This is a genomic window from uncultured Meiothermus sp. (assembly GCF_937863175.1).
In the GTDB taxonomy this organism is placed as follows: Bacteria; Deinococcota; Deinococci; order Deinococcales; family Thermaceae; genus Meiothermus.
On the sequence record NZ_CALMCQ010000448.1, the window covers coordinates 1 to 14,310 of the forward strand.

15 protein-coding genes are annotated in these 14,310 nt (G+C 59.7%); 7 read left to right on the top strand and 8 right to left on the bottom strand.

The window, feature by feature from the left end; all coding sequences use genetic code 11:
• Positions 1-272: 272 nt before the first annotated feature.
• The 4 genes from Q0288_RS16825 (at position 273) to Q0288_RS16840 (ending at position 5,922) form a co-directional block, all read left to right on the top strand.
• A complete protein-coding gene (locus tag Q0288_RS16825; RefSeq protein ID WP_299433123.1) occupies positions 273-2,423 on the top strand; it encodes a hypothetical protein in 2,151 nt (716 codons plus the stop codon).
• Between the two features lie 10 nt (positions 2,424-2,433).
• Positions 2,434-3,831: a hypothetical protein gene (locus Q0288_RS16830; protein WP_299433125.1), complete on the top strand. Its 1,398-nt coding sequence runs from the start codon at positions 2,434-2,436 to the stop codon at positions 3,829-3,831.
• 27 nt (positions 3,832-3,858) lie between these two features.
• The gene (locus tag Q0288_RS16835) at positions 3,859-4,575 is read left to right on the top strand and encodes a hypothetical protein (protein WP_299433128.1); all 717 of its coding nucleotides are present in this window, start codon (positions 3,859-3,861) and stop codon (positions 4,573-4,575) included.
• A 129-nt stretch (positions 4,576-4,704) separates the two neighbouring features.
• Positions 4,705-5,922 (top strand): MFS transporter, encoded by a 1,218-nt coding sequence (locus tag Q0288_RS16840; protein WP_299433130.1) that lies wholly within the window; start codon positions 4,705-4,707, stop codon positions 5,920-5,922.
• 148 nt (positions 5,923-6,070) lie between these two features.
• Here Q0288_RS16840 and Q0288_RS16845 read toward each other — a convergent pair whose 3' ends face one another.
• On the bottom strand, positions 6,071-6,310 hold the full coding sequence (locus tag Q0288_RS16845) for a ferredoxin (protein WP_299433133.1): 240 nt from the start codon (positions 6,308-6,310) through the stop codon (positions 6,071-6,073).
• Positions 6,311-6,467: 157 nt separating this feature from the next.
• Here Q0288_RS16845 and Q0288_RS16850 point away from each other — a divergent pair, with 157 nt between their 5' ends.
• Together Q0288_RS16850 and Q0288_RS16855 are read left to right on the top strand one after the other, a co-directional pair.
• Positions 6,468-6,671 (top strand): hypothetical protein, encoded by a 204-nt coding sequence (locus tag Q0288_RS16850; protein ID WP_299433136.1) that lies wholly within the window; start codon positions 6,468-6,470, stop codon positions 6,669-6,671.
• Between the two features lie 2 nt (positions 6,672-6,673).
• Positions 6,674-7,723, top strand: a complete 1,050-nt coding sequence (locus tag Q0288_RS16855) for a [LysW]-lysine hydrolase (protein ID WP_299433139.1) — start codon at positions 6,674-6,676, stop codon at positions 7,721-7,723.
• Between the two features lie 207 nt (positions 7,724-7,930).
• Here Q0288_RS16855 and Q0288_RS16860 read toward each other — a convergent pair whose 3' ends face one another.
• The 4 genes from Q0288_RS16860 to Q0288_RS16875 all read right to left on the bottom strand — a co-directional run bounded on the left by Q0288_RS16860 (position 7,931) and on the right by Q0288_RS16875 (position 10,558).
• Positions 7,931-8,377: a tRNA (cytidine(34)-2'-O)-methyltransferase gene (locus tag Q0288_RS16860; protein ID WP_299433142.1), complete on the bottom strand. Its 447-nt coding sequence runs from the start codon at positions 8,375-8,377 to the stop codon at positions 7,931-7,933.
• Between the two features lie 787 nt (positions 8,378-9,164).
• Positions 9,165-9,422, bottom strand: coding sequence for a metal-sensitive transcriptional regulator (locus Q0288_RS16865; RefSeq protein WP_299433145.1), 258 nt, complete (start codon positions 9,420-9,422; stop codon positions 9,165-9,167).
• A gap of 93 nt (positions 9,423-9,515) precedes the next feature.
• Positions 9,516-9,884 carry a rhodanese-like domain-containing protein gene (locus tag Q0288_RS16870; RefSeq protein ID WP_299433148.1) on the bottom strand — a complete coding sequence of 123 codons (369 nt, stop codon included), beginning with the start codon at positions 9,882-9,884 and terminating at the stop codon, positions 9,516-9,518.
• On the bottom strand, positions 9,881-10,558 hold the full coding sequence (locus Q0288_RS16875) for a thioredoxin family protein (RefSeq protein WP_299433152.1): 678 nt from the start codon (positions 10,556-10,558) through the stop codon (positions 9,881-9,883). The genes Q0288_RS16870 and Q0288_RS16875 overlap by 4 nt, the downstream gene beginning before the upstream one ends.
• Positions 10,559-10,675: 117 nt before the next feature.
• Between Q0288_RS16875 and Q0288_RS16880 the strand changes: the two genes are divergently transcribed.
• Positions 10,676-11,035, top strand: coding sequence for a rhodanese-like domain-containing protein (locus tag Q0288_RS16880; RefSeq protein WP_299433155.1), 360 nt, complete (start codon positions 10,676-10,678; stop codon positions 11,033-11,035).
• A gap of 304 nt (positions 11,036-11,339) precedes the next feature.
• On the opposite strand, the gene Q0288_RS16885 is transcribed toward Q0288_RS16880, so the two are convergent.
• From Q0288_RS16885 to Q0288_RS16895, 3 genes are all read right to left on the bottom strand, one after another.
• Positions 11,340-11,555 (bottom strand): hypothetical protein, encoded by a 216-nt coding sequence (locus tag Q0288_RS16885; protein ID WP_299433158.1) that lies wholly within the window; start codon positions 11,553-11,555, stop codon positions 11,340-11,342.
• A gap of 193 nt (positions 11,556-11,748) precedes the next feature.
• A complete protein-coding gene (gene dxs, locus Q0288_RS16890) occupies positions 11,749-13,617 on the bottom strand; it encodes a 1-deoxy-D-xylulose-5-phosphate synthase (protein ID WP_299433164.1) in 1,869 nt (622 codons plus the stop codon).
• Between the two features lie 131 nt (positions 13,618-13,748).
• Positions 13,749-14,310: hypothetical protein (locus Q0288_RS16895; protein ID WP_299433161.1), on the bottom strand; the 562-nt coding region annotated here is incomplete at its 5' end.

Here is a 14,310-nt window from a genome sequence, read left to right on the forward strand (position 1 = left end):
GCTTACACCCAGGCCGCCGCCACCTGGCCCGTTGGGCGTTTTTGTGGCGGGTGCGGATTGGGCTTTGGATTAAAAGAACTCAGAACGCTACAGAAGATCGGCAATGAACACAGCATCACAGGAGGTCGGCAATGAATCAATGGTTTAGGTGTTCGGTGGTTTTTTGGCTTGGACTGCTCACAGCTTGTGGGGGCGGGAACCCTCCGGGGGGAAGCAATTCGGTTCCAATTAATGCAGCCACTGGCGGCACCATAGAAGTCGGGGGGGCCAGGTTGACCATTCCGGCTGGGGCTTTGAGCCAGAATGCCAGTGTCACGCTGGAAGTTCGGGCCAAACCCAGCGAACCCGCAGAAAATCCCATGCAACCTGCCGGGCCAGCGGTCAACCTCGACCTAGGCGGGGCCAGCCTCAACCAGGCCGCTACCCTGGAACTGCCCACCGATGCCCAGGGTAAAGAGGGCAGCCTGGTGATCGTGGAAACCCTCGCCGACCCCGCGCCAGGCGAGCCCCAGCTCTGGGTACACGCCGCCAAACCCGCAGGGGTCAGTTCCATCACTGCCACGCAAACCCTGCCCAACAAGGTTTCGTATGCTGTAACCCGTAAAGGGCTCTATACCAGCTATCTGATTCCCAGGCCAAAGCCCACAGAGGGGGGTGTTAGCCCGCTGCAGGTACCGTTTTACTACCAGGCCGGCCTGCCCTGGTGCACCCCCACCTCGCTTTCGATGATACTGAACTATCACAGACCTCAAGCCGCTTTGCTGGCCAACGCCAAATTCCCCGGTGGGTATGCCAGTAACTATGGCCTGGCCAGCCTCATCAAACAGGCTGCCAGTAGTGGGTCTGCGGCCGGGCCCATCCTCAAGGCGGCCGGGGTTCCCGATACGGCCTACCGCTACATGCGCTGGGATGCCGAGCTGATCCCCAGCGAAAACACCTCCGGCGGAAGTAATGCTTTCATCGCCTATGTTGCCTCCGCCACCACCGGGTTCTTTGGACTGTTTCGACCCAAAGCGGTTTGGACAGGCTCCGACCGAACCTGGCACGTCTTCGTGATCACTGGCATCACCGGCGACGGCGTATACATCGCCGACTCCAACGCCCGCCCCGGTATGGACTGGGCCGGAACCTACCCTTCGCTTAGCTGGAAAGCCTTTCGCGAGGCTCACTGCACCCTCAAGGACGAAAAAGACCCCAGCAAGGGTTGCGTCGACAGCGGCGACCCCCAAAAGCCCGACCTCGAGACCATGGTCTTCTTCAACGACCCCAGACCGGAGGCCGAGCGGCGCGGCTCAATTGAGCTTTCCCACGGCGAGACCATCTATTTTGGCGGAACCCCCTTTACCTTCTCGCCCTCGCTGCTCTTCCGCAACCCCAGCGGTCGGGTGATCTCACGCTGGATGTGGGAAGGGGCCTATCCCAACGGCTACTACTATAGTGACGAAGCCACCAAGCTCAACACCTTCCCCCACGGCAACAACCTTGTCCAGGACACCGAGTTCAGATATATGGTCTACCGCTCCAGCGTGATGGAAGTAAGTCTAAACGTGGTCAACGTGACCAACCTTGCCCTGGACTACGAGCTCGAGGCCCGGCTCTATCTGGGCGGCAGCATGAGGGCCCAGCGCTCTCGCACTGTGAATGTGGGAGCCTACAATCTTCGTTCGGTTGATCTGAACTTTGGCAACCTGGGCGATCTGGCCGGTGCCATCACTGCCCCCACGCCCGCCCGCCTGGAGCTCAACCTGCGCCAGGGGGGCGTCTTGCAGGATGTCAAACACATCGCCTTCAGACTCGCCCCCAACCCAACTACTCTGCCCACCGTGCGCATCCTAGTACCCAGTGTCCCAACCACCGTGCTCAAAGACGAGCCCTTCACCTTCCGCGGGGAGGGCTTCGACCCACATACCCTGCCCGATGGCCGGGCCCGGCTATCGTGGTTCGAGGGCGGGGCCAGGCTGGGCGACGGCGGCAGCTATACTTTCACCCCCACCATTGCGGGTACCCGCACCCTCACCCTGGTTGGCACCGGCGAGTATGGCCTGCAAGCCGCCACCTCCGCCACCGTCACCGTAATTGACCCCACCCGCACACCCGGCGAGATTGTGATCGTAGAGCCCAAGAACAACGCCGCATACTGGAGCCCCAACGTTAACCAGGCTATGGTGGACGTGCCGCTGGTGGGCTACGCCACCTACTCCAACGGCGCGGCGGTGCCCGGCGAGCGGCTGGTCTGGACGGCACAGCCGCAAGGCGGCACTGAGGTAGAAGTAGGCAGAGGTTCCAGCCTCACCGTCAAGCTGGTCGGCGGCCGGAGCTTCGCCCTGCCCTATACCATCCGCCTAACCGTGCTCTCCGACGCCGGCACCCCCATCGGCAACAGAACCGTGACCATCACGGTCGGCTACACCTACATCGGCTAGAGAGGCGACCATGAAGCGATTGTTGACCCTGCTTTGCCTCACCCTGCTGGCCGCCTGCCAGCCCGGCGGACCGTCCAGCCCCCCCGTTATCGGCAGCTTCACCGCCACCCCGGCCTCGCTACCGATTGGGGGCGGCAACACCACCCTGACCTGGGAGGCAAGCAGCGCGAGCTCCCTAACCATCAACCAGGGCGTGGGGGCGGTCACGCCCACCGACAAGGGCTCCAAAAGCGTGGCGGTGGCCGAGACCAAGACCTTCACCCTCACCGCCAGCAACAACCTGGGCAGCGTGAGTAAAGATGTGAGCGTGACGGTGGCGTTACCACTCTCGATTAGCATCACCCCCACCTCCCGCGCCTTCGTGGCCGGCAGCCCCGGCGGCAGCTTCGACGCCAACGTAACCGGCTCCACAGCCACGGTCAACTGGAGCCTCACCGGCCCTGGCAGCCTAAGTTCGGCCACCGGCCCCTCGGTGATCTACACCCCGCCCCCCACTCTCACCGTGCTGACCAACGCCACCCTGACTGCCGAGCTTTCCGGCACCGGCCTCTCGGCCACCGCCAACATCAGCATCGCCCCCACGGTGCTCTCGGGCGGCGTGCTGTTCTACAAGTCCGACGGCTCGGGCAGTCTGGGGGCGCTGGACGCCGGCGGAAGCTACACCCCGATCAAAACCTTCGCGGCGGGCGATCTGCCCGCCGGCGTCACCCTCACCGGCAAGCCCTACGACCTCTACGAGCTGTTCTACAACCCCGACGGCTCGGGGGCGCTGGGCAGCTTCGACGGGGCGGGGAACTTCCGCAGGTTGCGGGCCTACACCGCCGGGGAGCTGCCGGCGGGCCAGAACCAGTTGGTGAGTTTCGGCGAGCGGGTGGTGTTCTACAAGGCCTCCACCGGCACCACCCTCTGCGGCACTTACGGCGACAACTACGACTTCAGCAAGCCCGTGACCCAGACCGGCTACTCCACCGACTGGAATTTCATTCTGCGGGCCAACGACGCCAACGGAGCTTTCTTTTACCGGAAGTCCACCGGCACCGGTGGCTATGGCACCTACGACGCGGCCTGCAAGTGGAGCTTTAGCTACGCCAACTCCGGCTACACCACCAACTGGAGCCACATCCTGCGCACCCCGAACGGCGTGCTGTTCTACCGCGACGACGGGATCGGGGCCTTGGTCACCTATGCCGCCAACGGCACCCCCACCCAGACCGGCACCTATCTCGCCGGGAGGCTGGCGGCGGGCTGGGAGCAAGTGGTCAACACCAAGCACGGCGTGCTGTTCTACAAAGCCGACGGCTCCGGCGAGTTGTCCACTTTTAACGGGAACACCTATACCAGGGTGAAGTCCTACGCTGCCGGAGAACTTCCCACCAATGCCGCCCTGGTAGCCCAGGTTGGCAACTGATTGAGCTGGAGCTTGAAGGGAGAAAGCATGAAACCTCTTTTTGCAATACTTTTGCTGTGCAGCGCACTGGTGCTCGCCGCCAGCATCACTTACAAACTCAGCATCAATGGACAGGCCTTTAGCAGCCCCGCCATTACGGTCAAGGGTGAGATTTACGTTCCTCTCACGGCCCTGGAAAGGGCAGGGGTAAAGGTAACCCGCTCCGGCAGCACCCTGGCCCTGGCCCTGCCGGGTTCGCCCGTGACGGCGGGAGGGGCCAACCAGCGGGCTTCGCTCGAGGGTTGCATGGGAGAAACCCTTTTCAACGGGATCTGGCGGGTTCGGGTGAGCAAGTTAGAACCCATCACCCGCGACCCCGGTACACCCGGCGCCATCCCCGGATGGGGCCTCACGGTAGAGCTGCGCAACGGCAGTAAAGGCACCCTGATGCCCACCGATACCGGGGTGGACGGGACGGGCCAGGGCATTCAACTCGCTTTTGCCGATGCCCAGACCCTGAGTGTAGACCCGCACGATGTGCAGAAGCTGACCTTTGCCTCGCTGCCCCAGGGCGGGGTGGTGACCCACCAGCTCAAGTTCTACTACCCCCTGGGCACCGACCCCAAGGCCGTGCAGAAGCCGGTCAAGTTTTTGTTTGAGATTAACCCCAGGGGCCTCGAGGCAGCCCTCCGTAGTCGTGCTGGCGGAGCCAGTTACACCACCCCCACCCCCAGCCTGCGGGTGCGGCTGGACTGCCAGAAATAAGCAAAAATCCTGCTTGCCAGACACTTTGTCTCTTCTCAAAACTGACCCGCCGGTCAATAATCGTAATTCGTGAGCGTACTGCCTCCCGGTGAACCCCGCCGATCACAAAAATTAGCCATCTGGGAGGGTATGCTGGCAATCCTGTTTATCAATTGGAGTACCGGCATGGTCACGATCGGGTATGCCCTGTGGTTGGGGGCGCCTCCGGTCGCACTGGCTATTCTGGGGGCGCTGCCGATGGTGGGGCAGATGGCCGCCCCGCTGGCCCTGTTTTTTCGTGGTAGCCGCAAGCGTCTGAGTGTCCTTTTGTCGGTTTTTGGGCGCGGGTTTTTTGTGCTGGTACTGCTGTTGCCCCTGTTGCCCGAGGCCTGGCGCATTCCCGGCTTGTTGGCAATTGCTGCGCTTTCGCTGCTGATTGTCGCACCGGTAAGCGTCTTGTGGACAAGCTGGATGGCTGATCTGGTACCCGAAAAAGAGCGTGGCCGCTACTTTGGTCTGCGCAACGGGGTGCTGGGCCTGGTGGGCACTCTGGGCAATTTGGCCGCAGGCGGCCTGATTGATGCGATCGCCAGGCCCTGGGGGTTTTTGCTGGTGCTGGGGGTTGCGGTAGCGGCAGGGGTCGGCGCAACACTAATTTTACGGCGACAGTTTGAACCCAGGCAGGTGAATGAGCCGCCCCGCTTCGCTGAGTTTATCCAGCCCCTATCCGACCGCAAGTTTCGCGGGTATCTGGGTTTTGTGCTGTTGTTTATGGGTGCGGTGAGCGTGGGTGGGCCGTTTGTGTTTCCGCTCTTCCTCGAGTACGCCCGCATGAGTTTTACCCAGGTGGGCCTCTGGACACTAATTGCCGCCGCAGGTGGGCTGGTGCTGGGCCCGCTCTGGGGTCGTCTGGCCGACCGCATCGGACACTGGCAGGTACTGCTCCTTAGCGGTAGCGTTGCTGCGCTGGTACTGCCTCCGTTGTGGCTGGCGGGTGGGCCAGGCCATCTTCAAACCATCTGGGCTTCGGCGGTTGGCGATGCGCTGGCCTGGGCCGGTATTGGCACCGCGCTTACCAACGTGGCCCTGCAAAGTGCTCAGCCAGAAAAGCGCAACCTCTATCTGGCCTGGTACTGGATGTCTTTTGCCCTGGGAGGCATTCTGGGTTCACTGATGGGGGGGGCTTTGGGCAGCCTGCACCAGCAGCTCAACCTGTTTCCCAGTGCCTACCATCTGCCCATCGCGGTCTCGATGCTCCTGCGAATTGGGGCCATCTACTACCTCTGGTGGCGGATTCGGCGCGACAAGCGCCGGGCTGCCGCATCCACGGTGGTCGGGGGACCACAAGCCGTAAGCCCTGCGGACTGAGGGACTGCACTTCCTTGCTTGAAATTGCAGCTTAGATCAATCCGCCATCCACGGCGGTTCTTCGGGGTTGAGTCTGCCTGAGGATGGCATTCGAGGATGTGCTGGCAAACGAAAAGGCCTCCTGCTGCAGCCTATGGCGGTAGAGGATTTACTCGAGGCCCGACAGCTTGCGGTTTTTGGCGATGTAGTCGTACCACTGCTCGGGCACATCTTCTTCGGGGTAGATGGCCGAGACCGGGCAGGCCGGAACACAAGCCCCACAGTCAATGCACTCATCGGGGTGGATGTAGAACTGGTCTCCACCATCGTAGATGCATTCCACCGGACAGACTTCGACACAGGACTTGTCCTTAATGCCGACACAGGGCTCAACAATAACGTGAGACATGATTTTCCTCCATTCTTTGAGGCTTGGGGTTCGAACCAGCTCAGGGAAAGACCTGAAGGCTCCGAGCAGAGCCACCAAACTGGCCCTTATTCTAAGGAATTCCAGGAAAAGTCAAGGGGTATAAAACCACAACACACGAAATGCTATTCTAAAGGCCATGAAGCAGCATTACCGTGTGGAGATCGAGTTCGAGGAGGGGCGGCTCCGTACCCCCCTACCCCAACTCCCTACCCACCCACAGGCCCAGAATTGGCCCGACCTGCTCTTCAAGCTCAAGGAAGTTATCCAGCGCGCCCTTAAAAGCGCTACTGCGGTAGAGGTCGAGCCATGGGCAGCCGGTTTGGAGATACGCGCTGCGTGAGCATGGATCCCATTGAATTTCTCAAAGGTGCCCTCGAGATCCCCTCGGTCTCGGGGCAGGAACGTGCGGTTGCACAATACCTGGTCGAAGGAATGAAGAAGCTGGGCTACTCCAGAGCCTGGGTAGACGAGGCCGACAATGCCCGTGGTCAGACCGGCTCAGGACCGCTTCAGGTGGTGCTGCTGGGCCACACAGATACGGTTCCGGGGGTAGTTCCGGTGCGGCTCGAGGGTGAGAAACTATTTGGGCGTGGCTCGGTGGATGCCAAGGGGCCCTTTGTTACCTTCTTGCTGGCGGTTGCTGGCCTCGCACCCGAAGTGTTACAGAAGCTGACCGTGCACGTGATCGGGGCTACCGAAGAAGAAGTCCCTAGCTCTAAGGGAGCCCGCTACGTGGTTGGAAAGCTCAAACCCGATTTTGTGGTGATTGGCGAGCCTTCCAGTTGGCAGGGCATTACCCTGGGCTACAAGGGCCGCCTGCTGGTGCGGGTGCGGCGGGAGAAAGACAACTTCCACTCGGCCCACCATGAACCCAACGCTGCCGAGGAGATCATCAGCTACTTTGTCAGCATCAAGGCCTGGGCCGAGGCCATGAATGTGGGCCAGGGGCCTTTCAACCAGGTGCAGTACAACCTGCGCGACTTTAAAATCGAACACCCCGATAACCGCCAGCTCGCCGAGATGAAGTTCGACCTTCGGCTGCCCCCCCGCCTCTCGGTCGAGGAGGCCATCCGTCACCTTTCGGCTTACGCCCCTCCCATTCTGGATCTGGACTTCTCAGGGCGCGAGGTGCCCTATGTTGGCCCCAAGGACACCCCCCTTACCCGCGCTTTGCGCGTCGGCATCCGTCAGGCTGGGGGTGAGCCGGTGTTCAAGTACAAAACCGGCACCTCCGATATGAACATCGTGGCCCCCAACTGGAAGGTGCCTATGGTGGCCTATGGGCCCGGTGATTCCACCCTCGACCACACCCCCAACGAACATGTGGAAATCCCCGAGTTTTTGAAGGCCATCGAAGCATTACGCACCGCCCTGACCTGGCTGGCGAAATGAACAGGAGAAACCACGGATAGCTGATAGCCAAAGGCGGAAGGCCGAAAGCTCAAACAAAGCCGATGACAGGTATTTTATAGCCGCTGGCGAGAGGCCTGTGACCTCTTCTGCCCACAGCCTTCGACCCTCATTTTATCGCGCGACCCTGGGTAGACCTGCTACATGCGACTGTAGAAGTATCCCTCTACAGCGGCGTATTCAGTTTCCTCAGCCCATCTGCCGCAACACCTCATACACCCCAATCCCCACCGCCACCGCCAGGTTGAGCGAGCGCCCACCCCTGCCGGGCATTGGAATGGTCACGCTGGGAAAACGCTCCAGCGCCTCGGCTGGCAGACCACGGCTTTCTGGCCCAAAAAGCAGGTAATCGCCGGGGTGATAGTGCACCTGGGTGTAGAGCTGGGAAGCTTTGCTGCTAAAGGCCCACACCCGGCTGCTACTGGGCGGTGTTTCCAGAAAAGCCTGCCATGAGTCGTGCAGAATGTAATCCAGCTCAGACCAGTAGTCCAGCCCAGCCCGCTTGAGCTTGGGGCTGTTCCACTGGAAGCCCAGCGGACGAATCAGGTGCAGCTCGGCCCCGGTGGCCGCGCAGGTGCGGGCAATATTACCGACGTTCTGGGGGATTTCGGGCTGGTAGAGTACCACCTTAAGCATAGCCCGACTTTATCGTAAGCAGAGCCCGCCTCGGCGCAACCTGGCCTCTCTTCTGGAAACGAACCAAAGCGGCTTGATTTGGGCACCGGGTCTCAAATAAAGGAAAACTTGGGTCGAAAGTAAGGTCATGGTGTGGATTTTGCACCCGCTTCGCCTCGAGCCGGTGCTAAGTTCGAGGGGATGGCCGAGGCTCGTCCCGAAATCGGGCTCCTGGTGTTGGCCGCCGCCGGTCTGGGGGCTACACAACGGGGTCTGGCTTCTGGAGCGTCCATACATCCTGCAAGACCTGCTCGAGAAGTAATCGTGGTTCCTATCAATAGTTTGCTTTCTATGTGCCCCCACGATAGAAATTCCAGCGATGGTTTTAGGCCTGCACTTCTGGGGTTTGCGTCGGCGCGGCTCTGTGGCCAGGCCTCTACGGGCAGAGCAAATTCCTAACCTGGAGATACTTAGAGGGTTCCTTGACCGTCCGCAGGTCTCATACCCCATTCGGGGTCGAACTAAACCTGACCGACTGAAGATGCTTTTTTTCTGAGTTAAAGCACATTGGTGTGGAAGAATTGACCACTTTGTTCTGTGTCAGACGGGATTTCTAGGATAAAGTTGCTCTTATGGGCAAAGAACCAGTCAAAAACGTTGTCCAAATACCCCAAGACATAGGGTTCGCAAAGCTGGGTTTACCAGTAGAGGTTGTCAGAGGTTTGAATGACCGATAGGTCTCACTTTTTGAATCCGGTATCGCTGGATTTAGCACAACGAGAACGACTTTCCGGGTTTTGCAGGAGATCTACTTTCGGAGCAAGCGTACAATCTCGACGAGTTGGGCCGGTTCGGGCTGTTCCAGATCCGCCTGGCAACGGGTCAGGTAAGCCTCGAGAATTTCTTCACCCACCGAGTCCAGTGCGCTGCGTACCCCACTCAAAAGGGTCAGGATATCTTTGCACTCCCGGTCCTCCTCCACCATTTTTTGCAGACCGCGCACCTGCCCTTCCAGGCGGCGCAAGCGATGGACAATTCTGGTTTTATCGCCAATTTCTGCGGTCATGGCTGCTCCAATGGTGCAATTGCCAACCAGGCTGCGCCCGGAAAAAATCTGCAATTAGCCTTTCGAGACGACGTACCGGGCGCAATTCCCCACTTAGCGCACGACCCTGAACCCACGCGCAGTCCAGGCCTGGATACCCCCGTTCACCAGGTTCAGATCCCGATGGCCTCTGGATAACAGGTACTGCACAGCAACCCTGCTGCGGTTCTGGGTATTGCACTTGACATAGACCGCCCGGTCTCTGGGCACTTTGCTCCACCAGCCCTCGATCTGCTGCAAAGGCCAGTTTACCGCGCCGGGGACATGCCCCTGGGCAAATTCTTGTGGGGTGCGCACATCAATCACAAAGGTTTTGGGCTTGGACAGCGCCCGGTTGAGGTCGTCCACCGTCACAATTTTGAAGCCCTGGGCCAACCCCGCTGTAGCCACCAGAAAAACCACCAGGCTGGCAAGGGTTTTCATGCCGCCACCTCCGCGCTGGCCTTGAGGGCCGCTTCGACAAAGACCCGATCGGGCTGCCCGCCCAAAACGCGCTGCTGGGAAGTACCGCTGATGATGGTATCGGGCACCCCCGAGATGTTGTAGCGGCGGGATAGACCGGGAAACTCGTTGGCTTCCACCCCCTCAGCAATGATGTTGGGGTTGTGGTAGGCCAGCTTATAGGCTGCCAGGACTGCCTGTGGGCAGTAGGGGCAGGTAGGGGTGACGAAAGCCTGCATCCGGACAGGTGTGGTGAGTTGTTGGAGCTCGAGCTGTGATTTGTCGCCGAGCCTGGACTCCCGCGTGCCCAGCATCAGCAACGTTTCTAGCAGAGTGCTGAACTCATAGCCTGCAGGCAACCCTAAAAACCGAATGTTGTTACGCTCAGAACCTTTCTCGCGTAGCAGGATGGTGGGTGCGTAGCTCAGGCCCAGGGTCTGTGCCTCGGGGTCGGCGTGAATAGAACGCTGCTCCACGCTCAAGTTCGGGTTCAGGGCCGCCACTTCCTTCAGCAAGCCCAGGGCTTCATCTTGCAGCCCTACTTCCTGTCCAGGAAGTTCGATACCCGAAGTAGTAAACACCACCAATTCCACCGGGTTATGGACGGGAGCCAGCATTTCGCGCACCTGATCTTGGATTTTTTCGTCTAGGAACATGGTCTACTCCTTTAGATCGAGGGTGTGGGTCTCCCTCCAGTACCTGGTAGTATACCCCCAGGGGATATATTATGCAAGGGAACCCGGCTCTGGGCAAAAGGAAATAGACTAGAGGGTATGTGGAGATGGTTCAAAAATCTTTTGGGGCTGGGGCCTGGCGTACCCCGGATTACTGCCAGACAAGCACAGGAAAAGCTCAGGGCCGGGGCGGTGATGATTGATGTGCGCACCCCCCTCGAGCGCAAGATGAGTAAAATTCCTGGATCACAGGGGATGCCACTGGCCGAGCTGGCCAAGCGTTGGGAAAGCCTGCCCAAAGACAAGCCCATCCTCTGCCAGTGCGAGAACGGCAGCCGCAGCCAGCAAGCCGCCGAGTTTTTAGCCAGCAAAGGACTGGACGTCTACAATCTCGCCGGGGGTATCTCGGCCTGGCAAGCCGCAGGGCTTCCGGTAAAGAAGGGCGATATTCAGCGGTAGTCCTCGCCGGGCTCGAGGTACTCAGACCACTTGCATCCACAAGAATGCTTCTTCTGCATAGCATTAGAGGTGCGTTTTCGGTTTAAGTGCGCCCACGATAGAAATTTCGGTGATGGTTTCTTACTGAGATGCATTTTTGGGCTTTGCTTCGGCGCGACTCCATTGCGAGCCTCTGTGGGCAGTGCAAATTCCTAACGAGTAGATACCTGGCAAAATCCGCACCGGGGCTTGCAGTGGCGCGGTTTATGGCCAGACTCCGGGTCGCAACGTAGCTTCCTGAGGCGGAGTTGCTCTGAAGAAAACTTCAATCGAATATATCCTTCAGTTTTTTGAACCTGCTCTTTTTCTTCTTGTACTTGTAGGGTTTGAAGAATCCCCCCTGGTAGGGGCGGTAGCCCCGGTAATAGGGGTCGTAGCCAGCATCGTTGTAGGGTGTGCCATAGCCACCACGATAGCCAAAACGCCTCGCCAGAAATTTGCCAACCACCAGTGCTATGAGTTTAAACAGTATTCTCTTCATCGTGTATCTTCGTCTCCCATTGCTGTACGACAAAAACCACCACGGGCAGTTGCCGTGGTGGTCTCGCCGAAGGTTCTATTGAACCTGTCCCGACCGAGGGGTTTTAACCCTGTACTGACGGTCTGGACGCTCGCGTCTGCGATCAGCTACTCCCCAACCAACCTCAGGGTAGCAAATCCAGCGCCATCATTTATTAGAGGGTTCCCATTCGGCGGGTGGCGGTCTTTACCCCAACCGCCATCTCGATCAGTGCAGCCTGGATGGCTTCGGCGTCAATGCCGGCCTCGCGGTGCATACGGGGAATGGAGCCGTGGTCGTAAAATACGTCGGGCAGGCCCAATACGCGGATGTCGGGCTTCAAGCCCATTTCGTGGAGGGCTTCCAATACCGCGCTACCGAAGCCGCCCATCTTCTGGTGGTCTTCGGTAGCAACCAGCTTATAGCCCTCGAGGGCCAGCACCTCGAGCATCCCCTTATCCACCGGCTTGATAAAACGGGCGTTGATGATCCCCACTTCCGGGCTGTCGCTGGCGGCCTCCAGTGCATACTTGAGGGTCTTGCCAAAGGCCAGGATGTAGGCTTTGCTGCCTTCCTTGAGCACCTCCCACCGACCCCACTCGATCTCGGGCCAGGCTCCTTCGGGGGCTTTTTCCACGTTGTCTCGAGCGTAACGGATGGCGATGGGGGCATTCAGCGTGAGGGCCTTCTTGAGCATGGCCCGCAGCTCCAGGGCATCCCTGGGGGCCGCGATCTGCACGTTGGGGATGGTGCGCAGATAGGCAATATCAAAAACCCCGTTGTGGGTAGCCCCATCGCCTCCCACAATGCCGGCCCGATCCACCGCAAACACCACCGGCACCTTTTCGATCGCGATGTCGTGGACAATCTGGTCGAAGGCTCGCTGCAAGAAGGTGGAGTAGATTGCCAGCACCGGCTTCAGGCCGCGCAAGCCCATGCCTGCGGCTGCGGTGGCGGCCACATCCTCGCAGATGCCGGTGTCGAGGTAGCGTTCGGGGTGGGTCTGGGAATACTTCACCAGTCCCGAGCCCTCGCGCATGGCCGGGGTAATCACAAAAAGTCTGGGTTCCTGGAAGGCCAGCTCGGTCACGGCATCGCCAAAGGCCGCAGACCAGGAGTAGCCCTTGCTTATCTTCTCGGGGTTTTCCACATTGAAACCCGGCGGGCCGTGCCAGTAGATGGGGTCTTCCTCGGCTACCCCGTAGCCCTTTCCCTTCTGGGTGACGATGTGTAGCATGGTGGGGCCGTCGAGTTCCTTGATCTGCTCCAACACATGGATCAGACCCAGCAAATCGTGCCCGTCCACCGGCCCCACATAGCGGATGCCCCAGGCATAAAAAGGGTTCTCCTGGTGCAGCATCAGCTTGGCGGCTTCCTTGGCCCGGTCTACCAGGTTAAAGAGCCTGGGGGAGATACCCTCCAGAACCTGCTTGCCCCACTTCTGGGTGTCCTGCACCCATTTCTTGGTCTGGTATTCTTTGAAATAGCGGTTCAGGGCCCCCACGTTTTCCGAGATGGACATCTCGTTGTCGTTCAAGATCATCAGTAGCCTGGGTTTGCGTTCACCGATAACGTTGAGCGCCGCCAGGGCCATCCCGCCGGTAAGGGCGCCGTCGCCGATGATGCCCACCACGTGATGGTTTTCCCCCAGCGTGTCGCGGGCAATCGCCATGCCGAGTGCATTGGCCAGCGAAGTGGAGGCATGGCCCACCGTAATGGCATCGTGCTCGTTCTCCGAGACCTTGGTAAAGCCACTGATGCCCCCTTCCTGACGGATGGTGTGCATTACCTCCTTGCGCCCGGTGAGGATTTTGTGGGCGTAAGCCTGGTGGCCCACATCAAAAAGCAGGCGATCCTGCGGCGAATCAAATACCCTGTGCAGGGCCACAATAAATTCGACGGCCCCCAGCGAGGAAGCCAGATGACCGCCATTTTGGGCGCACACCCGGATAATCTCGCTGCGCAACTCTTCGGCCAGTTGCAGCAACTCTTCTTGCGAGAGGGTTTTGAGGTCTTGTGGCTGGTTGACCTTTTGCACAATCACATACGCCTCCCAAAACAACTGGGCGATAACGCGGCTACTACACACACCTTGCCCCCAACTTTAGGGGTTTGGGGGTTTTGTGCTGTACCCCAGAGAACAAACCGAAATCTTTTCGTGGTCTACCTCCGCAATTACCGGAAGTTGCGGTCAACCAGCAGCAACCCCTCTCGAGTTCGCACTTCGCCCACGCCCGGTACAAACCAGATTTCGAAATTCTCCACATCTCCCTGGGCGGGTTTGATTTGCAGAGTGATGCGCCAGGCTTCGAAGGCTCCAGCCCCCACCGTAACGTTGGTCTTGCCAACCACCTGATAAGTGTACTCGAGGCTGATTGCGGCAGTTTGGGTGACCTGGTTGTTGACAACTATCTGGCTTTCCAGCCGGCTAACCCCACCCCAGCGCGCACCCAGCACCAGGGTGTTTTCGGCAGGGTATTCCTGTAGGGGCGGGTTGAACCGAACGGTGGAATTGCTGATAACTTCTTCAAAACCCAGCAACCGCACCCCGGTTGGCCCCACCTGACGGAAGAAGTTGCGCTCCTGGCCCCTCCCGCTAAAGCGGAAGCGGATCGCAGGCTGACCCGCGAAACTGGTGGGGCCGATGATCGAGAGTCGAAAGGGGGGATCGGCTAACGAGGCCCGCTGGGGCTGGTAAATCCAATCCAGGCCGGGCTGCGAGGGGTAGAAGCCCACC